Here is a 25,372-nt window from a genome sequence, read left to right as displayed (position 1 = left end):
AGTCAAGGAGAACGACGGGCCCGATTCAGGGCGGTTTTCCAGCGGCGGAACCGCGATGATCAGCGACATACCCGCACCGACCAGCGGTCCCTTGCGGAGACATTCACTGAACATCTCGTCAGGAACCGGCGCGTGCGGGTAGAGTGAACGCCCGTGTCAGACCGTCGAACAGAAATACTCAGGGCCGCCACACGCCTCATCAGCCGACGCGGCGTGCGTGGGCTGCGCGTGGCCGAGCTGGCGGCCGAGGCCGGGGTGTCGGCCTCCTTGATCTACTACCACTTCACCGACCGGGCCGGGATCCTCCGCGAGACCCTGGAGTTCATCGGCGAACGGGCCGACCGGTACACCGCGGAGGCCGCCCCCGGCACCACGGACGACCCCCGCGCGGAGCTGTCGCAGATCCTGCTGCTGGAGCTGCAGGACACCGTCGAGGTACGCGAGAACAGCACCGCCTGGGGCGAGTTGAGAGCCAGTGCGGTCTTCGACGCGGACCTCAGGGAGGACCTGGCGAGGGCCACCCACACCTGGGTGCACGAGATCGCGTACCTGCTTGGCCGCGCGCACCCGAGCGGGACGGCGCCGGCCCACGCCGCGTCCGCCGAACGCCTCACCGCCCTGCTCGAAGGGCTCAGCGTCCGCTGGCTCAGCGGCTCACTCCCCCTCGACCACGCGCGGCGACTGCTCGGCGAGGCGATCGAGGCGGAGCTCCGGATCCTCCGGTAGGGCCGCTCGGACTGAAAGACCGGTCAGCATCCGGCGGACGGTCAGAGGAAGTACAGCCGGTTGAGCGAGACGGAGTCGGCGGGCTCGGAGCAGAGCGGCTCGCCGTCGAGCGACACCAGGCCGCTCCGGGCCTGTACGTCGACCTGCCCGATCCGGGCGTTCCTGACCATGTTGCGGGGACCGATGCCCCGGGTGCCCCGTACCGCGACCCGGCGTCGCCTGGTCGGCATCAAGTCCCCGTTGTCCACCGCTGCTTGGGCGACGAAGGCGACGGAGATGTCGGCGGCGGTGGCGCCGTGGGCGCCGAACTGGGGGCCGAGGACGAGGGGTTCGCAGCGGTCGGTGGAGGCGTTGGGGTCGCCGACCACGCCGTAGGCGGGGAAGCCGGCTTTGAGGATGAGCTGGGGTTTGGCGCCGAAGTGGTCGGGGCGCCACAGGACGATGTCGGCGAGTTTGCCGACTTCGATGGAGCCGACTTCGTGGGCGAGGCCGTGGGCGATGGCGGGGTTGATGGTGAGTTTGGCGATGTAGCGCAGGACGCGTTCGTTGTCGTCGCCGCTCTCGGCGGTGCCGAACCCACCGTTCAGGGGGCCGAGTTCGTGTTTCATTTTGCCGGCCATGGCGAAGGTGCGGCGGACGGTTTCGCCGGCGCGGCCCATGCCTTGGGCGTCGGAGGAGGTGATGCCGATGACGCCGAGGTCGTGCAGGACGTCTTCGGCGCCCATGGTGCCGGCGCGGATGCGGTCGCGGGCCATGGCGGCGTCGCCGGGGAGGTCGACCTTGAGGTCGTGGGCGGAGACGATCATGCCGAAGTGTTCGCCGAGGGCGTCGCGGCCGAAGGGGAGGGTGGGGTTGGTGGAGGAGCCGATGACGTTCTCGACGCCGGCCATCTTCAGGACGTTGGGGACGTGTCCGCCGCCGCAGCCCTCGATGTGGAAGGCGTGGATGGTGCGGCCTTCGAGCACGCGCAGGGTGTCTTCGACGGAGAGGCATTCGTTGAGGCCGTCGGTGTGCAGGGCGACCTGGACGTCGTACTCCTCGGCGACGCGCAGGGCGGTGTCGAGGGCGCGGGTGTGGGCGCCCATGTCCTCGTGGACCTTGAAGCCGGAGGCGCCGCCTTCGGCGAGGGCTTCGATCAGCGGGGCCGGGTCGGAGGACGAACCCCGGCCCAGGAACCCGATGTTGACCGGCCAGGCGTCGAAGGAGTTGAACGCGTGCCGCAACGCCCACGGCGAGTTCACCCCCACCCCCCACGCCGGGCCGAACTCCTGGCCGATGATGGTCGTCACCCCCGACGCCAGCGAGGCTTCCATGATCCGGGGCGACAACAGGTGCACGTGGGTGTCGATCGCACCTGCGGTGGCGATCAGCCCCTCCCCCGAGACGATCGCCGTCCCCGTCCCGACCACGACGTCCACACCGTGCAGGGTGTCGGGGTTGCCGGCCCGTCCGATGGAGGCGATCCGGCCGTCGATCAGACCGATCGAGGTCTTCCGGATGCCCAGCACCGCGTCGATCACCAGCACGTTGCTGATCACCACGTCACAGGTGTCCCGGACGGCGGCCGCTTTCAGCAGCATCCCGTCCCGCGCCGTCTTGCCGAACCCCGCCAGGAACTCGTCCCCCGGCTCCTGGGAGTCGGACTCGACCCGGATGATCAGACCGCTGTCACCAAGCCTGATCCGGTCACCCGTCCGGGGGCCGTGCACCGCGATGTAGTCCGCCGGGTCGATGCCGCCGCCGGCCACGCCGCCCGGGCGGCCGTGACAGCCTGCGGAGTCGAAGACGCTGCCACTCATGACTGCTCCTGAAAATCCGTCAGATAGCCGGTCGCGCGGGCCTTTGCCAGCGCGGATTCCTTCGCCCCGGGTGCGTCCAGCGGGCCGTCCACCAGGCCCGCGAAGCCGATCGCCACCCGCGCCCCGCCGATCGGCACCAGGCCGACCTCCACCACGGCACCGGGGTCGAACCGCACCGAGGAACCCGCCGGAGCGGCGAGCCGGTGCCCGTACGCGGCGGAACGGTCGAAGGCCAGCCGGGGGTTGACCTCGAAGAAGTGGAAGTGCGAGGTGACCGAGACCGGCACCGCCGAGGTGTTGCGCACGCGCAGCCGCAGCTCCGGCCCGGCCGGCCGGTAGCCCGCGCCGTCCCCGGGGAGGGCCGCGCCGGGCGCCTCGTCCCCCAGCGAGCCCTGGGCCCGGAACGGGTCGTCGATGACGCAGAGCCGCGTCCCGTCCTCGAAGACCGCCTCCACCTGAAGGGTCGTCACCACGCCGGCGACCCCGGGCAGTACGTCCTCGGCACAGAGCACCGAGCGCCCGGCCTCGATCGCCTCGGCCAGCCGCCGGCCGTCCCGGGCCGCCTCGCACACGGTGTCCGCGATCAGCGCGTGCGCCTCGGGGATGTTCAGTTTCACGCCCCGGGCCCGGCGGGCCCGGGCCAGTTCGGCCGCCGTGAAGATCAGCAGCCGGTCCCGCTCGGTCGGTGTCAGTCGCACGACGTCTCCTACTCCTTCGGTGTGCCGGGCTGGTCGTGGGTGGAGCAGTGGATCCCACCGCCACCGGAGGCGATGGCGTCGATGGCCACCGGCACGATGTCCCGGCCGGGGAAGTGGTCCCGCAGGATCTGCTGGGCCCGGTCGTCGGCCTTGGCGTCCCCGAACTTCGGCAGGAACAGCGCCTTGTTGGCGACGTAGAAGTTGATGTACGAGGAGACGAACGCGTCGCCGCGCCCGGTGATCCGGTCCGGGTCGGGCTGCGGCAGGTCGATCACCTTGAGCTGCCTGCCGTGCGTGTCGGTGGCGCCCTTCAGCACCTCGCGCGCCTGCGCGGCCGAGCGCGACCAGACGTCGGCGGGCGCACCCGGGAACGGCTGGTCGAGCAGTACGACCCCCGGCGCCGCGAACCGCACCAGGCAGTCCACGTGCGCGTCGGTGATGTCCTGGTCGCGTACGCCGGCGAACCAGATCACCTTGGTCACCCCGAGGGCCCGCTTGAGCTCCGCCTCGATCTCGTCCCGGCTCTTCCCCGGGTTGCGGCGCTGGTTGACCACCGAACTCTCGGTGACCAGCAGCGTCCCCTGGCCGTCGGTCTCGAACGAGCCGCCCTCGGCGACCAGCGGCGTCCGGACCCGCTCGATGCCGTACTTCCCGAGCACGGCGGCGGCCAGCGCCGTGTCGTTGCCGTGCTCCTGCTGCTTCTCGCCCCAGCCGTTGAAGTTGAAGTCGACGCCCTTGAGCGTGCCCGAGTCCTCGACGAAGACCGGCAGGGTGTCCCGGGCCCACAGGTCGTCGACCGGCAGCGGGACGACCTCGACGGCGTTGCCGCACGCGTTCTGCGCCGCCTCCAGCTGCCCGGGGCGGGCGAACATCTGCACTGCCTCGTACCCCGCGACGGCCCGGGCCAGCCGCGCGATGTCCGCCCGGACGTCCGGCAGTTGGTCACCCCAGATGCCGGTGGAGGCGGGCCAGGACATGAAGGTCCTGGCGTGGCTCTCCCACTCCGCACCGAACCTGCGGCCGGGCGTCGCCCCCTGGCCTGCACTCGGTGCGGACGGTTCGGCGAGGCCCGGCTGCTCGTCGCCGTCGTTCAGCGGGGCGCAGGCGGCGGCCCCCAGGGTGAGCAGCCCGGCGCCGGCCGCAGCGCGCAGCACCGTCCGGCGGGAGGCGGAAAAGGGCATGGTCGGGTCTGACACGGAGTCACTCCGGTGAATGAGGGTGAGTGAGGGTGCGGGGGAAAAACGGCTACGGCAGCGGTTCCTGCATCGTGGCGCAGTGGATGCCGCCGCCCCCGGCCATCAGGCGGTCGACGTCGAGCTGGACGACCTCGCGGCCCGGGAAGGCCGCCGCGAGGGTGCGCCGGGCGGCCTCGTCCTTGACCCGGTCGCCGAACTGGGCGGCGATCACCGCCCCGTTGACGACGTGGAAGTTGAGGTACGAGTCGACGAACTTCGAGTCCCGCGAGCGGACGGAGTCGGGGCCGTCCACCCGGATCACCCGGAGCCGCCGGCCCCTGGCGTCGGTGGCCCGGGAGAGGATGTCGAACTGCTCCCGGGCGTCCCGGGCCCAGACGTCGCGTCGGTCCGCCGGGGGCAGTTGGACCAGCACCGTGCCGGGGCTGACGAACCGTGAGGTGACGTCGATGTGGTTGTCGGTGATGTCCCGGCCCTTGACCCCGGGGACCCAGATCATCTTCTGCGCGCCGTACACGTCGAGGACGGCCTCCTCGATCTGGTCCCGGCTCATGCCCCGGTTGCGGTTCTTGTTGACCAGGCTGCTCTCGGTGGCCAGCACGGTGCCGTCGCCGTCCGTCTCGATCGATCCGCCCTCGCCAACGAAGTCGGCGTAGCCGAACGGGAGTCGGAGCAGTTCGGCGATACCCCGGGCCACCTCCGCGTCGTCGTGGTGGGTCTGCTTGCGGCCCCAGCCGTTGAAGTTGAGCCCGACGGCGTCCCGCTGTCCCTGGCCGTCCCGCCGAAACACCGGGGCGGTGTCCCGCATCCACAGGTCGTCGGTGGGGACGGCCTCGGTCACGGTGACGGCGGGGCCGCAGCGGGACCGGGCCTCGCTGACGCTGTAGCTGTCCGGGGCGCACACGGTCACCGGCTCGAAGCGGGCGATCGTCCGCGCGATCAGCGCGATGTCCTCCTGCACGCCCGCCAGTTGGCGGCCCCAGATCAACTTGCGGGACGGCCACGACATCCAGGTACGGGCGTGTGGAACGTCGTCGGGCTCCACGCGGGGGTCGCTCATGCGGGTCTCCAGATCAAGGATGGCACCTGCGGATGCCGCTCGCGTCGACGAGGTCCGCGCCCTCACTCTCGCACTGACTGAAATTTCAGTCAAGATCAGACGGGCAGGTCACCGCGGAGGTCACCACAGACGCAAGAAAGCCCCGGACCAGCGGTCCGGGGCCCGTCTCAGCGGCGCTACCCGCGCAACCGCTCCAGCTCACCGTCGATCGCGCCGGCCATCAGCTCGCGCGCGTGCTCCACCGGCAGACTGCCGCTGAGCCAGCGGACGCTCAGTCCCTCCACCAGCGCGGTCAGCCGCTCGGCGGAGGCGGCCAGGGCGGCGGCGCCGTTCATCGGGCGGGCCCGGCCGAGCAGTTCGGCCACCTCCTGCACCCAGACCAGGGTGGCCCGGGCCACGTCCTCCCGGAGGTCGGGATCGAAGACCGCGCTCGCCCGCAGTTCGCCCCAGGCGGTGCTGTTCTCCCGCACCTCGGGGATGTCCTGGAACTCCAGCAGCAGGGTCTGCTCCAGCTCGCCCCGGGCGTCCAGCGGCGGCGCGTCCGCGGCGCGGGCCGTGGTGTAGCGCTCGGCCCGGTCGTTGATGAACTCCAGGGTCGACCGGAGGATCCCCGCGCGGTCCTTGAAGTGGTAGTAGATCAGCGCCGTGGACACGCCGGCCTCGGCGGCCAGCTCTTCCACGCGCAGCCCTCGGACACCGCGCCGGGCGATCACCCGCGCGGCCGCTTCCATGATCAAGGTTCGACGGTCAGCCACAAGGGATCACCCTACCCGGGGGGCGTGGGCCGATCGACAGGGTGGTGCTGACTGAAATTCTGGTCAGGATAGGATCCGCACCACCCTCACCCGCTCCACCCCGCTGGGAGTCCGCATGACCGCAGAGCCCTTCGGCGCCCCGTCACCCACGGCATTCCAGGCGCTGTCCCCGGACGACCCCCGCGAGGTCGGCGGCTACCGCCTCTGCGCCCGGCTCGGTGCGGGCGGCATGGGCCGGGTCTACCTCGCCTACACGCCGGGCGGGCGGCCCGTCGCCCTCAAGGTGGTCCGGCCCGAGCTGGCCGAGGACCCGGAGTTCCGGAGGCGGTTCGCCCAGGAGGTCGCCAGCGCCCGGCGGATCCACGGCCTCTACACCGCGCAGGTGGTCGACGCCGGCACCGACGCCGCCACCCCCTGGCTGGCCACCACCTACGTCCCCGGGCCCTCGCTCCACCAGGTGATCGACCGTCACGGTCCGCTCCCCGAACGGACCGCCCTGCTGCTGCTCGCCGGGATCGCCGAGGCCCTGCAGGCCATTCACCTGGCCGGCGTGGTGCACCGCGACCTCAAGCCCGGCAACGTCCTGATCGCCGCCGACGGCCCCCGGGTGATCGACTTCGGCATCGCCCGCGCCGCCGACGCCGGTTCGCTCACCGCCACCGGCCTGCGGGCCGGCTCCCCCGGCTTCATGGCCCCGGAGCAGGCCCTCGGGCTCCCGGCCGCCCCCGCCACCGACGTCTTCGCCCTGGGCGCACTGCTCTCCTGGGTCGCCTCCGGCACCCCGCCGTTCGGAGCCGGGCCCGGACCGGCCGCGCTCTACCGGGCGGTCCACGAGGAGCCCGACCTCACCGGCCTCCCCGCCGACCTGCACCAGGTGGTCCGCAGCTGCCTGGCCAAGGACCCCGGGCACCGCCCGACCACCGCCCAGCTGATCGAGTGGGTCCGCAGCCACCCGGCCACCGGCGGCGAGCTCCGTTTCGCCGACGGCTGGCTGCCCCGGCAGGTCAGCACCACGATCCTCGGCCACACCGAGCTCCCGACCACACCGGCCACCCCCGCTCCACCCACCCGCCGCCTCCCGCCGGACTACGGCCCACCGCCCCGGCGCCGACCGGTCCGTACCGCGCTCCTGGTGACCGCCGCGCTGCTGGTGGGCGCGGGCGGCGCGTTGGTCCTGCTCGACCTCGACGAACCCCTCGCTCCGGTCTCCGCCGTCCGGTCCGAGTCCCCGTCGGCCACGCCCACTCCCCCGCCCTCCCCGGTCGCCCGGCCCGGCTACGCGACGGTCCACAGCGACCTCGAACTCACCTCGCCCGACTCCTCCTACGAGTTCGACCTCGGCGCCGGGAAGGTCGCCCCGCAGGACGCCTCGACCTGGTACCTGGGCCGGCACGCGGGCGAGTTCTACCTGCCTGACGGCAGCGCCGCCTACCTCGCACCGGCCGACCGGCTCACCCTCGACGACTGCGTCAAGGGCATCGAGACCCGGCCCGTCTCCACCCTGCCCCTCAGCTCCGGTGCCGGCTTCTGTGTCCGCAGCCCGGGCGGCACGGACCTCGCCATCGTGCGCACCCTCCAAGCTGCCCCGGACGACAGCGGCCCCGTCAGAATCGTCCTCACCTCCTACCGCCGGACGGCCTGAGCCCCCGTCAGCTGCCCGATCGGGCAGCGGTCGGTGCCCCGCAGCTGCCTTCCGCACGGCCGGACGGCGATGCTGGAATGAGTGACGGACGGTCGGCGGGAGTCGCCGTCCATTCCCCTTGGTGTCGGTTCAGGCCGTATCCGCTCTGGAGGCATGGTGCGACGACGCACGTTCATCACCGGCACGCTGCTCGGCGCGGCGGCAGCCGCCGTACCGCTCGCCCAGTCGGCCGGCGCGGCGGGCACGGTGCCGGTCGGTTCCCTGACCGACCTTCAGAAGGCCATCGACCGGGCGGTCCCCGGCGACCGCATCGTGCTGGCCGACGGCACGTACACCGTCCCGTCGGGGGGCTCGATCCGGGTCTCCGGCCGGAACGGCACCGCCTCCGCGCCGATCACCATCAGCTCGCAGTCGCGCGGCGGTGCGGTGCTGCAGGGCGAGCGCGGCTTCGTCTTCGGCGACTCGAGCAACATCACCGTCAGCGGGTTCGCCTTCCGGCAGCGCAGCACCCTGGAGATCCCGGCGGACTGCCTGCGGATCCGGCTGACCCGCAACGACTTCCGGCTCGCCGACGTCAGCGGGCTCGACTGGGTGGTCGTCCGGGGCGACGACGCCAAGATCGACCGCAACCGCTTCCACGACCGGACCACCGAGGGCATCTTCCTGGTCGTCGACGGCCCCGGCTCGACCGTCATGGCGCAGCGCACCCAGATCCTCCGGAACCACTTCGCCGACCACAGCTACTCGGGCGCCAACGGCGGCGAGCCGCTCCGGCTCGGTGTCAGCAGCCGGGCGCTGTCCGTCGCCGACGCGACGGTGGAGTACAACCTGTTCGAGCGGTGCGACGGGGACCCGGAGGCCATCTCGGTGAAGTCCTCGGGCAACACCGTCCGGTACAACACCGTGCGCGACAGCCGTGGCGCCATCGTGCTGCGGCACGGCAACGGCACCACGGTGGAGGGCAACCACCTGCTCGGCGGCACCGACGGTCTGCGGCTGTACGGCAACGACCACCTGGTGGTCAACAACTACCTGGCCGGCCTGTCGGGCCGCGCCCTGGTGATCGGCAGCGGCACCACCCGGGACCACCACGACGGCGAGAGCACCGAGGAGCGGCGCGGCAACGACGCGTGCGACCGCGCCGTGATCGCGTTCAACACCCTGGTCGGCAACGCGGGCGCGATCTCGGGCGAGACCCGGACGTACGAGCCCCGGGATGTGGTCGTCTCGGACAACATCCTGGTCGCAGGATCCGGCACCCTGGTCGCGCTGGGGGCGACCTCCGGCTTCAGCTGGCGGAGCAACATCCTGTGGGGTGCGGCGGCCAACGGCACCATCCCGTCCGGCGGTTACCGCCGGGTGGACCCGCTGCTGCGACAGGAGTCCGACGGGGTGTACCGGCTGTCGGCGGGCAGCCCCGCGATCAACGCGGCGACCCTGACCGACCCGGCCGTGACCCAGGACCTCGACGGGCACCCGCGCGGCAGCAGCCGTGACATCGGCGCCGACGAGTACACCACCCTGACGCCGGTCCGGCGTCCGCTCACCCCGGCCGATGTGGGCCCCGACGCCCCCTGACCGGCCGGGGCGCCCTCACCCGAAACTCCCGGTCACCCGACGTTCCCGTCACCCGACGTTCCCGTCACCTGACGTTCCCGTCACTTGACGTTCCCGATCGCGAGCAGCCCGGCGGCGGCGGGTGTAGCGGCCGCCGCACCGTGGCCGCCGGCCTCCACCTCGGCGGCCACCGCGAGGTCGCCCCGGTAGCCGGTGAACCAGCTGTTGGGAAGGGTCTGACCGCCGACCTCGGCGGTGCCGGTCTTGCCGGCGGCGCCCGCGATGCCGGCCAGAGCCTGCGCCGCCGTCCCGCTCTGGGCGGTGCGCCGCATCATCGTCCGCAGGTCCCCCAGCACCGCGCCGCTCAGGACCCGACCGGCCTTCGGCTGGGCCAGGCCCGGGACCAGGATCGGCTGGCGGAAGACTCCGCTCTGCACGGTCGCCGAGACCGAGGCCATCGCCAGCGCGTTGGTCTGGACCCGGCCCTGCCCGATGTACGCCATCAGGATCTGCTCCTGGTTGGTCTCGACCGGGATCTTGGTGTCGAAGCTGGAGAGACCGGTGTCCCAGACCGCGCCGAGGCCGAACACGTCCTTGGCCGTGGCGGACAGCGTGCCGGCCTGCAGTCTGGCCTTGCCCGCCGCGAGGAAGGCGGTGTTGCAGGACTTCGCGAAGTCGTCCTTGAAGGTGTACTCGGGATGGGGCTCGGAGAAGTCGTTCTGCACCGTCCGGCCGCCCACGTCGGCGCCGACCGGGCAGGACAGTGGGGCGTCCAGGGTCAGCCCCGACTCCAGCAGCGCGGCGGCGGTGACCACCTTCAGGGTGGAGCCGGGCGCGATCGTGGCGCCGAACGCCCGGTTCTGACCGTGCGTCGGGTTGTTGGCGAAGGCCAGGATGTGGCCGGTGCTGGGCTCGATCGCCACGATCGAGGACGGTCCGGACCGTGCCCTGACGGCGGTTTCGGCCGCCCGCTGAAGGTCCGCGTCCAGGGTGAGCCTGCGCTCCCCGCCGGTGGGCTCGGTGATGGTGAACAGGGCCTCGGCCACGGCGGGGTTGCCCTTGTCCGTCACCACCACACCCTGTCCGGCCTGCGACTTGGGCTCCCCGGCGCCGAACTTGATCTGTCCCGCCACCGCTGCCACCGAGGGGAACTCGGCCAGCGGGCGGCCCTTGCGGTCCAGGATCTGCGCGGCCGAGGAGGCGACCGGCCGCACGGCCAGCGTCCGGCCCGGCTTGAGCATCGGGTGGACCACCACCGGGTCCCAGTGCACCACCGCCCGGCCCCCGGCCGTCCGCACCATCGGCGCCACCCCGTCGTAGGCCCACGGCCCGGCCGCCCCCGGTACACCCACCTCGGCGTGGAAGGTGACCGGGACGGACTGCGTCCCCGACGCGGAGTTGGTCGGTACGGCACCGGGCTTGACGTCGGCCGGGGTCAGGGCGAGCGCGGTCGGGTGCAGCGTGTCCCGGAACGCCGTCAGCGCCGCGACCGCGTCCGCCGGCCGGTCGGTGTACCGCCCCGCCTCCTGGTAGTCGCCCTTGGCCCAGGCGGCCAGGAAGGCCTTCGCTCCCTCCGTCGCCAGCTCGGCCGTCGGCGCCTCCGCCGCGAGCCGTTCGGCCGACGGCGCTTCCGCCGCCGGCCCGGACGGCCGCGCGGTCGATGCCACGTTGCCGCCGGTCACCCCGTTCCACAGGTTGTACGCGGCGACGCCACCCCCGGTGAACATCACCGCCGTGACCACGGCTATGCCTGCCTTGACTCCCTTGTGCACTGCTGTTCCCCCCTGGGACTCGTGAACTCTGTTCCTGCGCCGGACGGTTCAGCCCGGCAGCCGCCACGCCGGGCTGGCCGCGAGGGCCCTCATCTGCTCGGTGGTCAGTACCGGTTTCTGACGCGTGGCCGGCTGCTTGAGCCGGTCGCTGTTGTAGGCCACCACCATCACCCACAGGCCGTCCGGCCGGAGCGCCTCGGCCACCCAGCCATCGGGTTCGGCCGCCTCCCGGTGGTCCCGGACCCGGGTGCCGTCCGGCAGCGTCTGCCAGCCGCCGTCGGCGGTGAAGCCGTTCGCCAGGTCTCCGCGGCGGTCCTGGAGGACGATCTCCACCAGGCTCGGGCCCTGACCGTCCCGGACGGTGAAGTTGGCGTAGCCGAGGTCACCCGTGCCGGGATCGGCGGTACCGGGATCGGCCGGGACCAGTCCGGCCGGGAGCAGCCCGGCGGCGGTGTCAACGATCTGCCGGCCCGGAATCCCGGACCTGCGGGACTGCCCGGCGCTGACCGGCACCCCGGCCATCGCCGCGTCCCACCCGTCCGCCGTCGCCGCCGCCGTCAGCTGATCGGTCGTCAGCGGCGGTGTGGTGCGGGTCAGCGGGACGTCCTTGGCCACCGTGGCGTTCGACGCCTTGAGGGTGATCAGCCGGCCGTCCTTCCGCGAGATCACCACGGACGCCTCCGTGTAGCCGTCCCGGCCCATGCCGTAGAGCGGGGTCCGAAGCGTCCTCAGCACCGAACCGTCCGTGAGCGTACTGGTACGGCAGGCGTCGTACGGGTCGATTTTCGGATCCGGGCAGCTGAGTTCGGGCGCCTCCGGCGACAGTTGCCCGGCCCTTCGCTGCAGCAGGACCGACACCAGACCGGCGCCCGTGCCGTCGTCGAAGCGGACCGCGAGCCGCCGGCCCGCTGTGGCGCCGCCCGCCCCGGGGACCTCGCTGAACGAGCCGGCGGGCAGGACCGTCTTCAGGACCGTCAGCAGCACCTCGTCCGACACCGGCGTGGGGACGGCGGACTGCGTCGGACCGGCCGGCGGTACGGGCAGCGACTCCGGACCGCCCGGACGGACGGTGAGCAGCACCCCGACGGCCAGCACCAGGCACCCCGCCCCGGCCACGGCCCGGGTTACGGTACGCAGCCGCCGGGCCCGTCGGCCCCGGTGCAGCAGCTCGGCCACCGGGACCGGCCCCCGGACCTCCTGACGGTCCGCCAGACCCCGCAGGGCGTGCACCGTCCGCTCGTCGTCCCGCGTCATCGTGCGACCTCTTCGTTCTCTCGCAGCGCGGCGCGCAGGCGGACCATGGCCCGGGCGTTCTGGCTCTTCACCGTGCCGAGCGAGCAGCCCAGGGCGGCGGCGGTCTCCCTCTCCGACAGGTCCTCGACATGGCGCAGGACGACCACGGCCCGCTGCCGCTCGGGCAGGGTGCGCAGCGCCCGCCGGAGCGCCTCACTGTCGTCGAACCGGTCCCCGAGCGGGTCCGCGTGGTGCTGCCCGATCTCCGGCAGGTCCTCGGTGAGCAGCTCCCGACGCAGCCGACGCCACCAGCTGACGTGACCGTTCACCAGCATCCGCCGCAGGTACGCGTGCGGCTCGTCGGCCGACATCCGCCCCCAGCGCACATAGAGCTTGACCAGGCAGTCCTGGAGCAGCTCCTCCGCCCGGTGGCGGTCGCCGGTGATCAGTGTCGCCGTGCGCAGGTGCCGGTGCCAGGCAGCCTCGACGAATGCCGCGTACGCGGCGTCCTCGGATTCTTGACTCACGGGGGTCACACGCGCGAGCCACCGGAAAGGTTGCCAAGGATGTTCGACTTTTTCCGGTCCTCTTCGCGGCGCCCCGCGCCGGGGAGCGGCGCGCCGCGGTCAGGCGGTCTCCTCCTGCTCCCGGTCGCGCCAGGTGGCGCGGACCAACTCGCGTTCGGCTGCGGTCAGGTGGAGGGCGGCGGCGAGCCAGCTGTGGGCGTAGGGGTCGGTGCCGCCGTGGTCGGCCAGCCGGCCGAAGACGTCCCGGCCGCGTCGGTCCGCGTCGGCGGCCAGCGCGGTGGTGAGGGCGGCCGCGCCGTGGAAGCCGGTGCGGGCCAGGGCGGCGGCGTCGGTACGGGCTCCGCCGGTGCGGGCGGACTCCGCGACGGCGCGGCGGCCGCCCGCCACCCCGAGCTCGACCAGCCGTCGGACCCGCCACAGCGGCGAGTCCGCCAGCGGGTCGGCGACGGAGGCCGACGAGGGCTGCTCGCCGACCGGCGGGAAGTGCGCCCCGAGCAGCAGGTCGTAGCCCAGGTCCGCCCGGCCCTGCCAGGCTTCGGGCAGTCGCAGCGTCGCGTCCGAACCGGGGACCGGGCCGACCGCGAGCACCCGCAGGGTCGCCGCCCGGTCGGGGTCGATCCGGCCCAGGACGCGGATCAGGGTGCCCGGGTGGGCGGCCAGTCGGCCGAGGTTGGCGGTGTGGGCCAGCTCCGGGTGCGGGTGCGCGGCGGCCAGCCGGATCACCGGGCCGGAGCCGTCGGCCTCCCGCGCCAGCACGGTGTCCCCGGCTGCCCCGAGCACCACCAGGTCGCAGCCGACGGGCTGCCGCAGCAGGCCGTCGTCCTCGGGGTCGGCGAGCGGGCCGTCGCCGAGCCGTTCGGCGGCGGCCTGCGCCAGCGGGCAGGCGAACAGCGCGGCCGGTGCCCCGGACGTCCAGTCGAGCCCGGGCACCGGGTTGGCCTTCACGCCGCGTCCGGAGCCGAGCCGGCCGTCCGCCGAGGCGGTCGCGCCGGAGATCAGCAGCCCGCCGCGGGAGAGCTGGGCGTGGTCGAGAGCGGCGGCCCCGACCGCGACCGGCGCGCTGCCCGCCCCTCGGGCCCGGGCCGGGCCGCCCGGGCGGACATCGGCGACGGAGAACCACCGGCCGTCCTGGTCGAGCAGGTGGGTGACCACGCCCGCGTACCCGGTGGCGGTCAGCACCGGCTCCCGGAACACGCCGTGCACGCGCAGCGCACCGCCCGCCCGGTAGGCGCGCCGGGCGGTGCCCAGCAGCGCGGCGTCGCCGTGTCCGGTCCGCACCAGCGCGGTGGTGAGCAGGAGTTCGCGCAGGGCGGCGGTCAGGTCGGCGAGCCGGTGACCGTCCCGCCGGGCCCGGGCGCTGCGCAGCCCTCGGACCACCCGCAGGGCGGCCGCCTCGGCCCGGTGCAGGTCGGCGAGCCGGGCGGTGTGCGCGGCCCGGAGCAGCTCGGCCTGCGGGACGGCTCCGGCGGCGGGCAGCCCGGCGGCCAGCACCGCTGCGGCGGCTGTCCACAGGGCGTCAGCTGCCTTGATCTGTCGGTCGGTTGCCGCAGTCCGAGGCTCGACCTCACTGACCTGAACGTCAGTTGTCACGACCGCAGCCGACGCGGGGTCGGCGAACGGGCAGCAGTGCAGCAGCGCGGCCCGGTGCAGGCAGCGCGGCGCGAGCAGGCAGCTGCACCGCGCGTGCCCGTCCTCGGCGATCACGCCGTCCGCGCCCGGGGTCAGGGTGACCACGGCGTCCTCGCCGCAGCGGACGGTCAGCCCGCCGTCGGCCGCTGCCACGGGCAGCGCCGCGTACTGCTCGACGGCGGCGTCCAGCTTCTTGCGCAGCCGGGAGGTCAGGGACTCCACGGCGGCCGCGAGCAGCTCGGGGACGACGGGCGGCAGGGTGGCCGCTCCGGTGTCGGGGGTCATCGGTTCTCTCCGCGGAGTCGGTCGCCGACCCAGCGGGCGAGGGCGAGGGGGCTGAGCGCGGCCACGGGCATGCCGGCCGTGACGAGCTGCTTGGCGACGGGCACCGAGTAGCGCGGGTTCCCGGTGTCGTCCAGGGCCGCGCAGCCCATCAGGTGCACGCCGGACGAGGCGAGGGCCCGGACCTCGGCGAGCAGGCCGCCGAGCGGGGCGCCCTCCTCGAAGTCGCTGACCACGACCACCAGGGTCCGGCTCGGCACGGTGACCAGGGAGCGGGCGTGGGCGAGCGCCTTGGCGATGTGGGTGCCACCGCCGACCCGGACCTCCAGCAGCAGCGACAGCGGGTCGTCGACCTTGTCGGTCAGGTCGGCGATCTCGGTGGAGAAGGCCAGGAAATGCGTCGACAGCGTCGGTACGCCGCCGAGGACGGCCGCCGTGAGGGCGGACCAGATGACCGAGGCCTCCATCGATCCCGACACGTCGACCACCAGCACCAGCCGCCAGTCGGCCTCCTTGCGGGCGCGGGTGCTGAAGACGGGGCGTTCGGGCACCACGACCGTCCGGCCGTCCGCCAGCCGCCGGGTGTGCGCCAGGTTGGCGCGCAGTGTGCGCGGCAGGTCGAGCCGGCCGCCGGGGCGGCGGGTGGGCCGTGGGGTGGCGAGGCCGCTGAGCGCGGGGCGCAGCCGGGTGGCGAGCTCGCGGGCGAGCTCCTCGACCAGGCGGCGGACCAGCGGCCGGAGCGCGGCGAGCCGCTGCTCGGGCAGGCCGCCGGCCAGGTTGAGCACCGAGGTCAGCAGTTCCACCGACGGCCGGACGGTGGCCGGGTCCAGCTCGGCCAGGACGTCGGCGCGGCCGGCTTCGGCGGCGCGGCCGAGCACCTCCTCGCGGAGCTCCGTACCGAACAGCGCCTCCAGCCCCTCGGCCCAGTCGCGCGCGGTGGGGAAGGACGCCTGCTGTCCGCCGCCGGGCCCGCCGGGGAAGTCGGCGGCGCCCTCGCCCCGGCCGACGCCGTAGAGCTCGTCCAGGGCGTGTGCGTAGCGGCGGGCGCTCTCGGGCAGCCGCTCGGGCTCCCGGCCGAGCAGCAGCCGCCAGCGGTCGGCGGGTGCGAGCAAGGCGGTCTCCGGGGGCTTCGGGCGGGCCTGCGGTGCTGTCGTGGCGTCAACTTCCGGGAGTACCCGGGAGCCGAGCCCGAGCGCGGTGAGGGCGGCGGCCGCGGCCGAATCGGCGGCCGTCCAGAGGGCGAGCAGCTCGGGCGACGCGGTCAGGGTGAGGTCGGGCCGTTCGCCGAGCTGTTCGGTGACGGTCTCCAGCAGGCGCCCGCGCCCGGCCGGGCTGAGCGCGTCGAAGCCGGCCCGAAGCGCGGGCAGCCGGTCCAGGAAGCCCTGGTCGGGCAGCCCGTCGATCCGTTCCAGCAGCGGGCCGAGCGCGGTCGGCGCGTACTGCAGCAGCGGGCCGCCGGCCGTCAGCAGGCCGGTCAGGTGCCGGGCCAGCCGGCGCCGGGCGTCGGGATGGGTGGCGGTGTCGACCCAGCCGGCGGCGCGGGTGCCGAGTCGGTCGGGTTCGTCCAGGTCGAGCAGCACCCGGGCGGCCAGGGCCGCGCCCTGCACCAACGGCGAGCCGGTGCGGGCGAGTTCGGTGAGCGCGGCGTCCATCCGCAGGCCGAGGCGGTGTTCGCCGGCCCGGGTGGCGAGGGCGACCAGGGCCGCCGCGTCGCCGGGGTCCTCACTGCCGGACAGCCCGGGCAGACCGCGGACGGCCGCGTCGAGCAGCAGCACGGCCAGCTCGGCCGCCTGCTCCCTGGACGCCTCGGTGGTGCCGGGCAGGTGGCCCCGGCGCAGGGCCTCCAACAGGTCCAGGGCGCCGAGCAGTTCGGGCAGGGTGGCGGTGGCGGGCAGCAACTCGGCGGCGTCGCCGAGCCGTTCGCCGACCAGGGCGGGCAGGTCGCAGGCCGCGGCGGCGCGCAGCCCGTCCAGCAGCTGGGCGCAGCTCGGGCCGCCGTCGGCGGTCTCCTGCCGGGTGCGTTCGCGCAGCGTCCCGGCGGCGGCCAGCTCGGCGGTCACGCCCCGGACGCCTGCCAGGTCGAGGCGGGCCGCCGCCGACGGCGTCCAGGAGACCCGCCAGCGGGTGGTGAGCGCGGACGCGTCGCCGGTGCCGGCCACCTGGACGGGCTCGCCGTAGCCGACGCCGCACACCGCGAGGCGTTGCAGCAGGGTCTCGCGGCGGCGGTCCAGCGGGGAGCGCAGCGGGTCGAGCCGCAGCTCGCGGGAGTCCGGGTCGTCGGGGGCGGGCAGGCGCAGCTCGGCGAGCTCGGCCTCGACAGCGGGGCCGAGCCCGGAGCGCGGGGTGCCGGGGGCGGTGCGGCCGCGTTCGGTGCCGACCAGCACCGTCTCCAGCGCGCGGGCCAACGCCCGTCCCCGGCCGAGCGGTTCGCCCTGGCCGAGCACGGTCGTGACGGCCTCCAGCAGTTCGCCCCGGCCCGGCGCGGGCAGGCCGCGCAGCCGGGCCAGGTCGCCGGCCAGCCGCAGGGTCTCGGCGGCCTCGCCGGTGCCGGCGGGGTGGCCGGCGGCGCGCAGCTCGCGGCAGACGTCGGTGATCGCGCGGGCGGCGGCCGCCTGCACCAGCTCGGGGTCGCCGCCCGCGGCCAGGACGGCCTGCTGCCAGCGCGGGTCGCGGATGCCGGCCGGGTAGCCGGACCGGGCGTCCAGCAGCCCGAAGGTGTAGGGCACCAGCGAGGTGACGACGCCCGGGTCCGGCTCCGCTTCGGGACCGTCGGCAGCCGCCGACAGGGCGGGCCCGTGGAAGGCGCCGACCAGGACGGCGACCCGCCGCCCGCCGGCCCCGGCCCGGGCGATCACCCGGCGCATGTGCGCCTCCCGGGCGAGGTCCTCGGCCGGGACGCCGCCGCGCTCGACGGCGTCCCGGCGCAGCGCCCAGCCGACGGCGAGCGCCGCTCGCCGGACGGCCTCCGGGGTGCTGCCGGGCGCGCGGACCTCGACGGTGCGGTCCCACAGGTCGTCACCGTCCCGGCCGGTGCCGGCGGCGGCGAGTCCGTCCGCGTACCGGGCGGGGCCCGTGGTCGCGACCGACGTGTCGTCAACAGCCCGTCCCGGAGCGCCCATCGGCAGGTCGCAGCAGAGCACCTCGACGCCGTGCTCGCGGGCCCAGCGGATCGCGGCGAGCTCCGGGGAGAAGTCCGCGAACGGGTAGAAGCCGAGCCGCCCGTCGGCGTCGGCCCCGGCGAGCGCCACGGGCGCCCGGGTGCCGGGGTCGGCGAGGTGGGGCAGCCAGTGCTGGAAGTCGCCCGGCAGCTCGACGCAGAGCACCTGCGGGTCGGCCGCCGCCAGCAGGGCCGGGACGACCGCGGCCAGCGCGGGGCTGTGGTGCCGGACGCCGATCAGGTACGGGCCGGCCGGGTCGGCAAGCTCCGCCAGGGCGTCGCGGGGGTGGATCCGAGTCACCGCAGGTTCTCCCGCAGGTCCCAGAGGCGGCGCCACAGGGCGGAGCCGTCCTCGGCGCGGCGCCGCACCGGGCCGTCCCAGTAGCCGAGCAGGCGGCCGTGGTCGGCCGGGTCGTCCTTGCGGACGGCGCCCAGCAGGTGACCCGGCATCAGGTCGAGGGCGTCGCCGCCGGCCAGGTAGGCGCGGGCCAGCCCGAGCGAGGCGGCGACGTGCACGGCCTCGGCGGTGGACATCACCGTGCCGGGCCGCTCGACGTCCCAGCCCTCGGCGGAGCGGCCCGTGCGCAGGTCGCGGAAGACCGTCACCAGGGCGTCCAGGACGGCGTCGTCGACCCCGAACGCGGCGCCCGCCCGCTGGACGGCGGCGGTCGCCTGACCGCGGACCAGCTCGGTCTCGGCGGCGGCGTCGGCGATCGGGTGGACGGTCTCGAAGTTGAACCGCCGCTTGAGCGCGGCGGACATCTCCGAGACGCCCCGGTCGCGCAGGTTCGCGGTGGCGATGACGGTGAAGCCGGGTGCGGCGGGCGCGGTCGCGTCCGGGGTGCCGGCCAGCTCGGGGATGCTGACCCGGCGGTCGGAGAGGATCGACACCAGCGCGTCCTGCACCTCGGGCAGGCAGCGGGTGACCTCCTCGATCCGGGCCACCCGGCCGCTGCGCATCGCGGTGAGCACCGGCGAGGCGACCAGCGCCTGCGGGGTCGGGCCCTGGGCGAGCAGCAGCGCGTAGTTCCAGCCGTACCGGAAGGCGTCCTCGGTGGTGCCCGCGGTGCCCTGCACGGTGAGTTCGCTGGTGCCGCTGACGGCGGCGGCCAGCAGTTCGGAGAGCATCGACTTGGCGGTGCCGGGCTCGCCGACCAGCAGCAGGCCGCGCTCACCGGCCAGCGTGACCACGCAGCGCTCGACCAGGGCTCGCTCGCCGACGAACTTGGGCGCGATGACGAGCTTGGCGGGCAACGCGCCGTCCTGGCGGCGGGCCGGCGACAGGGTCAGTGTGTCGGCGCTGCCGCAGACGAAGGTGACGACGGCGCTCGGGGTGAGCGCCCAGCCGGGCGGGCGGGGGCCGTCGTCGTGGGCGGCCAGGAAGGCGAGTTCGGCGGCGTACCGCTCCTCGGCGGGCAGGACCTGCCTGGCCGGTGCGGAGGTGGTGGTGGTCATGGGGATTCCTCGGGAGATCGGGGCCGGGGTGCGGCGGCTGCCGCACCCCGGCTGACGGAGGGTCAGCGACGCCGGGTGCGCTTGACCTTGAGCTGCTCGAAGCGCGGCGGGTCGCCGTCCAGCACCCGCTGCCAGGCGCGCCGGAGGAGCGCGGCGGCCGGCTCGGCCGGGACCACGGTGCCCAGCGGGGTGCCGGCGGCGCCGAACTCGCCGAGCAGCGGCAGCTTCCAGGTCTCCAGCGGCACGTGCGGTGAGCGGAGCTCCGTCCAGCCGCCGGGCAGGAACAGCGAGCGCCCGGCCCTGGTGCGAGCAGCCGTCACCACCAGCTCGCTGTCGGCGAGTTCGGCCCGCGCCGCCTTGAGGCGGGCCGGCCGCCAGCCCGTCCAGCGGGCGGTGTTGCGGTCGGTCGGGTCGGGCAGCGCCAGCAGCATCAGGTACAGCGTGGCGGCGTCCGCCCCGAGGCCGTGCGCCGCCGACACCTCGGCGACCAGGTCGGGCACCGACCGGGACGCGTCCTGCGGCCACCAGGTGCCGTCCTTGTCCCGCTCCCCCGCCACCGGCTCGCCCGGGTCGGTGAGCAGCTCGGCGAAGACCTCCGACGCGGCGACCCGCAGGGCGGCCTCGGCCGGGAACGGCTCGTCGTCGTTCGAGCGGAGCGCCGCCAGGTACGGGTCCTGGCCGGCCGCGTCCAGCAGGCTGGTGCGGATGCCGGGCGCGGGCTGGTCGTCGTGGGTGGCCATCAGGACGGCGCCGTACCGCTCGTAGCCCTCACCGGTCTCGGTGGGGGCGCCGGCGGCCTTCCGGAAGGCCGGCAGGTTGACGAAGCGGCCCAGGTCGAGGATCAGCCCGGGGTTGGCCAGCCGGGCCCGGACGGCCGCCAGGGCCGCCGGGAGCGCGGCGCGCAGCGGGTCGCCGGCCGGGAGCCGGTGGGCCAGCCAGGCGGCGGTGGCGACGGCGCCGGTGAGGGTGATGGCGGTGAAGCCGGTCTCCTTGCCGTCCAGGGGCACGCAGCGGTCCCCGCGCACCGTCCAGTCGAGGTCCCGGCTGAGCTCGGCCGACTGCGCCGGGTCGAGTACGGCCGCGATGGCCTTGCTCGCCGTCCAGGAGGTGCGCAGCGTCCGGTTGGCGTCGCCGAGCAGGGCCTCCGGTACGGCGGCGCGTCGGCCGACGGTCGCGTTCCACACCTCGGCGGCCGAGGCGACGTCAGGTCCCTGCTCCCACAGGGCGGCCGGGTCGGCCGGCAGCAGGGCGGCCACCACGCGCTTGCGGGTCTCGCTGGGCAGCGCGCGCAGCTCGTCGCGGGCGACGTCGGCCTCCGCGACCTTCAGGCCGAGGGCGGCCCGGGTCTCGGTGGGCAGGAAGTTCCGCTCGTGGACCTCCAGGTGCGGCATCCCGGCGGCGACCAGCACGGCCATCGTGGGCGTGACGCCGGTGAGTTCGGCGAACCGCTCGGCCGCCTCGGGCCGCCAGGGCGCCGGGCCGCGCACGGCGGCCTCGGCGAGCACGGCGGCGGCCTGGCCCTCGGTGCCCTCGGCGGCGAGGGTCCCGATCTGCTGCACCGTGTACGGCGCGGGCACCTCGAAGCGGCCTGACGGGTCGTGGAACAGCACGGCCGACACGGTGTCACCGTCGTCCGCCTGGTCGGAGTCCATGAAGAGCAGGAACGCCCCGTCACCGAGTGCCAGCACGGTGTTCCGCTCGCCGTCGCGGTGCTTGCCGTCCGGGCCCAGCAGGTGATGGCCCGCCAGCTTCAGCACGGCCGGCCGCCAGTGCGGGGAACCGGCACCGAGGCCGAGCCCGTCGAGGGTCTGCGCGAGCCAGGCCAGCGTCTCCCGCTCTTCCGCCGGCACGGTGCCGGAGACGGCGCGCAGCGCGGCCGGCTCGACCAGTCCGCCCAGGTTCTCCCAGCCGATCCCGATGTACGGAAGCGGCTGCCCGTCCGGGTGCAGGCGACCCGCCGGGGTGGCCGGTGCGTCGGGCCTGGCCACGGTGGCGAGGAAGGCGAGCTGCTCGGCGATCTGATGGGTGGTCAAGGTGCCCCACCGGTACCTGAGGACGCCGAGGCCGCTGAGCCCGACGTGCAGCCCTTGGTCGCCCGGGCCGGTCGGTGCCGCGACGGCCGGGCCGCCCGCGAGCTCCTCGGCGAGGCGGGCCGCGACCGCGTCGAGCACCGCCTGCTGGGCGGCGGCGTACCGCAGCACGCCGGTGACGCCCTTCAGTAGTGCCTCGTCGCGGACCTCGGGGAGCAGGGCGGCGACGGCGGCGGGCAGCCCGTCCGACTGCTCGGTGGAGGCGGTGGACTCGACGCCGGCCTTGAGCAGGGCGGCAGCAGTACCGTCGTCCAGGCGGCGCAGCGCGAGCGAGCCCGTCAGGTCGCGCGGGCGCAGGCAGTGCCAGTACCGCATCGGCGGCAGGATCGGGGTGCCCTCGGCGAACAGGCCGGGGGTGTCGTCGGTGCGGGCCTCGGCGGTCAGGGTGCCGTCGGCGTCGTACAGGCGCACCCGGTAGCTGCTCCGGACGACGGCCGTCGGGCGGTCCGCGCCGGGGAAGAGCACCAGCCGGCTGGGGACGTCGGCGTCGGCCGGCACGGTGACGCTGTTCCCGGCCAGGTCCTCACCCCGGCGGGTGCCGTCGGGCAGTTTGACGGTGCGCCAGCCGAGCAGGCCGTCGACCGGCGCCCCGGCGGGCGAGGTGACGGCGTCCGGGGCGGGCATCATCCAGCCGGTCTCGAAGGTGCTCCCCGCCGGGGCGCCGCGCAGCGCGTCGGTGAGGAAGGCGGGCAGCGAGGCCCGGCCGCGGGCGCCGGTCGCCGGGTCGTACTCCATCCAGGTGTACGGGTCCTGGCCGCCCGGGTCGGCCCAGACCCAGAACGACGTACCGTCGCTGATCACCTGCGAGTCGCCGGGCAGCGCGGTGTCGCCGGGGTGCACGATGCCCTCGCCGGTGGTGCGGCCGCCGCCCGCCAGCGGCAGGCCGAAGCTGCGCAGCGTGCCCAGCCAGGTGGTGCGCATGCCGCGGATGCGGGTGGACTCCGGCATGGTGAACGTCCGGTCGGCGGCGGTGTGCCAGTAGCCGGCGGTCCGGTGCTGGGTGGCGCGCGACTTCCACTGGACCAGCAGCGAGCCGTCGACATACAGGAAGCCGAGCTCCATGCCGTCCCGGTCGCCGGCCGGGATCCGCAGGTCGTGGGTGAGGACGGTGCCCTCGGCGCCGATCACCCGGGCCTGCGCGGGGCCCGCCGCGATCAGGTGCGGCCAGGCGTCGGCGACCACGATCTCGTCGACGTTCTTGCGGGGTACCAGAGTTGACACCGCCTCGTCCCAGGCGGGCCAGCCGAGCTCGTCCAGGATGCCGCCGCGCAGCGTCCGGGCGAGGGTCTGTGACAGATCGAAGCCGGCGGCCGCGCGGACCGCCTCCTCGGCGAGCACCAGCACCTCCCCGGGCAGCCAGCGCAGCCAGGACAGCGCGGCGGGCAGACCGGGCAGACCGGCTGCCGCCGACGAGGCGGCGACCTCGGCCATCCACTCGGCGAGCATCGGGCGGCCGCCCGGGGAGCGGACCAGCACACCGAGCGCGATCCGTCCCTCGTGGTTGTCGTGGATCCGGTACATGCCGCGCCGGAAGGCCGGCCGGAACCGCGGATCGGCCTCGACCGCGAGCAGGTCGCGGCGTCCCTCCGCGTCCTGCGCCCAGCCAGTCAGGCCGAGCACGGCGTTCTCCTCCGGGTCGGCGACCGGCAGACCCAGGGTGAGCAGCTGGTCGAGCACGTCGAGGTCGCTCTCGACGATCGGCAACGCCGCGCCGGAGGCGGCGAGTTCGGCCCGCAGCTGCTCCGCCATCCGCTCCACCAGCGGGTACAGCGCCGGGATCCGCGACGGGCGCCACCAGCCCCGGTCCCGGAACGCGCTGAACCGGCCGAACCAGCCGGCGCTGCCGTCGGCCGGCCGCTCCGCGGCGGGCAGCGAGGCATCGACCAGGCCGGCGTCCGCACCGGACTCGGTGAGGATCTCCACCCACAGGCCGGGGAGTTCGCGGCCCTCACCGGTCGGCATCAGGTCGAGCAGCTGCCCCCGTACGGCGGCGTCGCGCCGGGCCAGCGCGACCAGCGCGGCCCGGTGGCTCTTCCACCAGCCGCCCGTCGCCCGCAGGGTGGCGGGCAGGGTGAGCAGTTCGGCCAGGTACGCGCCCTCGGCGGCGTCCGGGTCGGTGCCCGCGGCGCGGGCCAGCTTCCGCAGGTCGGTCGCCATCTGGGCGGACGGCTGGAGCCCGCCGGCGGTGCGGCGCACGCACAGCAGCCGGAACCGGTCGAACGCCTCCTGCGCGGACACCCGGGCGGCGAGCTCCTTGCCGTACCCGGTCAGCACCTTGACGGGCAGTGCGCCGGCCAGCGCGAACTCCAGGAACACCGCGTCCAGGCGGTCCTCGTCGACCAGCAGGCCGTGCTGCGCCTCGGCGCGGCGGGCCTTGGCGAACAGCTGCGCCGCGTAGGTGGCGTTCTCCACGCCGAGGAAGACCCGGCCCGCCTGCTCGTAGAAGGTCGGCAGGAAGTGCGGCACCGCGGCGGCGAGCCGCCCGGCCAGCTCCTGGTAGGCGTCCAGGGCGGCCTTCGGCTTGGACTTGGCCTGCCGGGCGATCCGCTCCAGCTCGGGCATCACGCCGAGCGCGTGGTGGCCGTCCTCCGGGTGGTGCACGAGCACCCATTCGGGGAAGCCGAGCGACTGGCGCAGCCCGAGACCGACCTCGGCCGGCTCGCCGTCCGGCTGCAGGCCCAGGTAGCCGACGGCGAGGTCCTCGGCCGCGCCGAGCTCACCGGGTACCAGCCGCACCACGACCCGGTCGTCCAGGGCGGGGTGACGGTACGTCCGGGCGGTGAGCGCCACCGCGCGCTCGCCCGCGCCCTCGGTGCCGGGCGGCAGCACCGCGCCCGCCAGCAGCAGTTCGGCCGCCTGAAGCTCCGTCATCGCCGCCGCGTCTCCCTTGGTGTCGTCGCTCATGCGCCCTTGCCCTCCTCGACCGTGCGGCCGGCGTACAGTGCCGCGGCCATCCGCATCCCCTCCGACCAGGCGACCGCCCCGACCTCGGGCAGGGCGATCACCCGGCCGTCCTGGTCGTGCCAGCTCAGCCCGCCGGTCTCGGAGTCACCGTCGTAGTACGGTTCGCCGATCCACACGTGCGCCTCGACGGTGCGTCCGCCGTCGCGCACCCGGGAGGTGGCGTAGCCGCCGGAGACCCGGTAGCCGAGCGCGGAGGCGCGGGCGGCCAGGCCGAACCGCGAGGGGTACCGGCCGCCGGCGAAGTCCTTCACCTCGGTGCTGTTCTCACCGAACTCGGCGGGCCGCAGCCAGGTCGCCCGGTGGATCTGCTCGACGCCCTGGACGACGCCGAGTTCGGCCGCGAACTCGCGCAGGTCGTCGAGGTCGGGCAGCAGCACCGGGTGCGGGAAGGTCACCGTGGCGGGCGAGATCCGGACGGTCTCGCCGTCCAGGTCGACCAGCCGGAGTTCGCCGTCGGCGGTGACGTCCCGCAGGAGACCGGCCTCGTCCTCGTCCGCGCCGACCACCACCAGGTCGCGCAGCGCGGCCTGCCACGCCTCGTCGGGCCAGACCCGGGCCAGCAGCCCGGTCGGGACGGGCAGCGAGGACACCATCCAGGCGTCGGCCTGGGCGACGCAGGACGCGGCGTGCCGGTCCAGCCACTCGGCGAAGCGGCGCAGCCGGTCCGTCTCGGGGTGCTCGCGGACCGCCTTCGGCAGCGTCTTCAACTGCCGGCCCTCGGTGCGCCCGCCCGTCGAACGCGCCGTCACCCGGCCCTCCACCAGGGCAACTTCGTACCCTTCGCCCGCCGCCAGCCAGCCCATCGGTCCCCACCTCGTCACAAGTCGCCAAGA

The 25,372-nt window shown here is 74.8% G+C and carries 16 protein-coding genes; 3 read left to right on the top strand and 13 right to left on the bottom strand.

All coding sequences use genetic code 11. The annotated features are described in order from the left end of the window. Window positions 1-153 precede the first annotated feature (153 nt). On the top strand, window positions 154-726 hold the full coding sequence (locus tag F4556_RS36765) for a TetR/AcrR family transcriptional regulator (protein WP_184924023.1): 573 nt from the start codon (window positions 154-156) through the stop codon (window positions 724-726). A gap of 41 nt (window positions 727-767) precedes the next feature. On the opposite strand, the gene F4556_RS36760 is transcribed toward F4556_RS36765, so the two are convergent. The 5 genes from F4556_RS36760 to F4556_RS36740 all read right to left on the bottom strand — a co-directional run bounded on the left by F4556_RS36760 (window position 768) and on the right by F4556_RS36740 (window position 6,207). Further along, complete coding sequence (locus F4556_RS36760; RefSeq protein WP_246511189.1) at window positions 768-2,525, bottom strand: urease subunit alpha; 1,758 nt, start codon at window positions 2,523-2,525, stop codon at window positions 768-770. Continuing rightward, the gene (gene ureA, locus F4556_RS36755) at window positions 2,522-3,223 is read right to left on the bottom strand and encodes an urease subunit gamma (RefSeq protein WP_184924021.1); all 702 of its coding nucleotides are present in this window, start codon (window positions 3,221-3,223) and stop codon (window positions 2,522-2,524) included. The genes F4556_RS36760 and ureA overlap by 4 nt, the downstream gene beginning before the upstream one ends. 8 nt (window positions 3,224-3,231) lie before the next feature. Next, on the bottom strand, window positions 3,232-4,404 hold the full coding sequence (locus tag F4556_RS36750) for an agmatine deiminase family protein (protein WP_184924020.1): 1,173 nt from the start codon (window positions 4,402-4,404) through the stop codon (window positions 3,232-3,234). Window positions 4,405-4,468: 64 nt separating this feature from the next. Beyond that, window positions 4,469-5,476: an agmatine deiminase family protein gene (locus F4556_RS36745; RefSeq protein ID WP_184924018.1), complete on the bottom strand. Its 1,008-nt coding sequence runs from the start codon at window positions 5,474-5,476 to the stop codon at window positions 4,469-4,471. A gap of 176 nt (window positions 5,477-5,652) precedes the next feature. Beyond that, window positions 5,653-6,207, bottom strand: coding sequence for a TetR/AcrR family transcriptional regulator (locus tag F4556_RS36740; RefSeq protein ID WP_184925775.1), 555 nt, complete (start codon window positions 6,205-6,207; stop codon window positions 5,653-5,655). A gap of 139 nt (window positions 6,208-6,346) precedes the next feature. On the opposite strand from F4556_RS36740, the gene F4556_RS36735 reads away from it, so the two are divergent. Both F4556_RS36735 and F4556_RS36730 read left to right on the top strand, forming a co-directional pair. After that, the gene (locus F4556_RS36735; RefSeq protein WP_184924016.1) at window positions 6,347-7,873 is read left to right on the top strand and encodes a serine/threonine-protein kinase; all 1,527 of its coding nucleotides are present in this window, start codon (window positions 6,347-6,349) and stop codon (window positions 7,871-7,873) included. 153 nt (window positions 7,874-8,026) lie between these two features. Continuing rightward, window positions 8,027-9,451: a polysaccharide lyase 6 family protein gene (locus tag F4556_RS36730; RefSeq protein ID WP_221503790.1), complete on the top strand. Its 1,425-nt coding sequence runs from the start codon at window positions 8,027-8,029 to the stop codon at window positions 9,449-9,451. Window positions 9,452-9,531: 80 nt separating this feature from the next. Here F4556_RS36730 and F4556_RS36725 read toward each other — a convergent pair whose 3' ends face one another. From F4556_RS36725 to F4556_RS36690, 8 genes are all read right to left on the bottom strand, one after another. Further along, window positions 9,532-11,202 carry a penicillin-binding transpeptidase domain-containing protein gene (locus F4556_RS36725; RefSeq protein ID WP_184924012.1) on the bottom strand — a complete coding sequence of 557 codons (1,671 nt, stop codon included), beginning with the start codon at window positions 11,200-11,202 and terminating at the stop codon, window positions 9,532-9,534. A gap of 48 nt (window positions 11,203-11,250) precedes the next feature. Continuing rightward, window positions 11,251-12,456 carry a hypothetical protein gene (locus F4556_RS36720; protein ID WP_184924010.1) on the bottom strand — a complete coding sequence of 402 codons (1,206 nt, stop codon included), beginning with the start codon at window positions 12,454-12,456 and terminating at the stop codon, window positions 11,251-11,253. Next, window positions 12,453-12,962, bottom strand: coding sequence for a SigE family RNA polymerase sigma factor (locus F4556_RS36715; protein ID WP_184924007.1), 510 nt, complete (start codon window positions 12,960-12,962; stop codon window positions 12,453-12,455). The genes F4556_RS36720 and F4556_RS36715 overlap by 4 nt, the downstream gene beginning before the upstream one ends. Before the next feature lie 99 nt (window positions 12,963-13,061). Beyond that, entirely contained in the window at window positions 13,062-14,876 is a 1,815-nt protein-coding gene (locus F4556_RS36710; protein WP_184924004.1) for a hypothetical protein, read from the bottom strand. Beyond that, the gene (locus F4556_RS36705) at window positions 14,873-18,331 is read right to left on the bottom strand and encodes a vWA domain-containing protein (protein WP_184924002.1); all 3,459 of its coding nucleotides are present in this window, start codon (window positions 18,329-18,331) and stop codon (window positions 14,873-14,875) included. The genes F4556_RS36710 and F4556_RS36705 overlap by 4 nt, the downstream gene beginning before the upstream one ends. Further along, a complete protein-coding gene (locus F4556_RS36700; RefSeq protein WP_184924000.1) occupies window positions 18,328-19,485 on the bottom strand; it encodes an ATP-binding protein in 1,158 nt (385 codons plus the stop codon). Before F4556_RS36700 ends, F4556_RS36705 begins: the two co-directional genes overlap by 4 nt. Before the next feature lie 62 nt (window positions 19,486-19,547). Next, window positions 19,548-24,479, bottom strand: a complete 4,932-nt coding sequence (locus F4556_RS36695) for a DNA-binding protein (protein ID WP_184923998.1) — start codon at window positions 24,477-24,479, stop codon at window positions 19,548-19,550. Further along, window positions 24,476-25,342, bottom strand: a complete 867-nt coding sequence (locus tag F4556_RS36690; protein WP_184923996.1) for a DUF4132 domain-containing protein — start codon at window positions 25,340-25,342, stop codon at window positions 24,476-24,478. Before F4556_RS36690 ends, F4556_RS36695 begins: the two co-directional genes overlap by 4 nt. Window positions 25,343-25,372: the final 30 nt, after the last annotated feature.

This window comes from Kitasatospora gansuensis (assembly GCF_014203705.1).
GTDB lineage: Bacteria > Actinomycetota > Actinomycetes > Streptomycetales > Streptomycetaceae > Kitasatospora > Kitasatospora gansuensis.
Note: the sequence above shows the minus strand (reverse complement) of the source record. Positions and strands in the feature narration are given on the sequence as shown.